This is a genomic window from Leucobacter musarum subsp. musarum, from assembly GCF_001273845.1.
Taxonomy (GTDB): domain Bacteria; phylum Actinomycetota; class Actinomycetes; order Actinomycetales; family Microbacteriaceae; genus Leucobacter; species Leucobacter musarum.
The window spans coordinates 1-279 of the sequence record NZ_JHBW01000038.1 but is presented as its reverse complement, the minus strand read 5'-3'; the positions used below and the strand labels follow the sequence as shown (position 1 = coordinate 279).

General features: G+C 58.8%; 1 protein-coding gene. It reads left to right on the top strand.

All coding sequences use genetic code 11. The annotated features are described in order from the left end of the window. The coding region (locus CH42_RS16745; RefSeq protein WP_204374506.1) for a hypothetical protein at positions 1 to 279 on the top strand (279 nt) is incomplete at both ends.

The window sequence follows — 279 nt, the reverse complement described above, 5'->3', positions numbered from 1 at the left end:
CCGTGACGCTGTCGCAATACCCGATTGCAGATGGACCATTCATGCCCTGGTGTGCGCCCCTGACATCCGAGCGAGTAGCCGGTTTGGTCGCCGATTTGCGTGAGGCCATCGGCAAAGTAGCTGATAGCGAGAAATGGTCGGACGGCTATCGAGCGGCCCTGCTGGGCTTGGTGGCTCGCCAACCTATTTCCACTTTGGCCGATGATTTGAAGTATTTCAGGCGCCGACTAGATGCTCTGCGCGCCGTCAACCACACAGCCCAAGCGATCGGTCATGCAC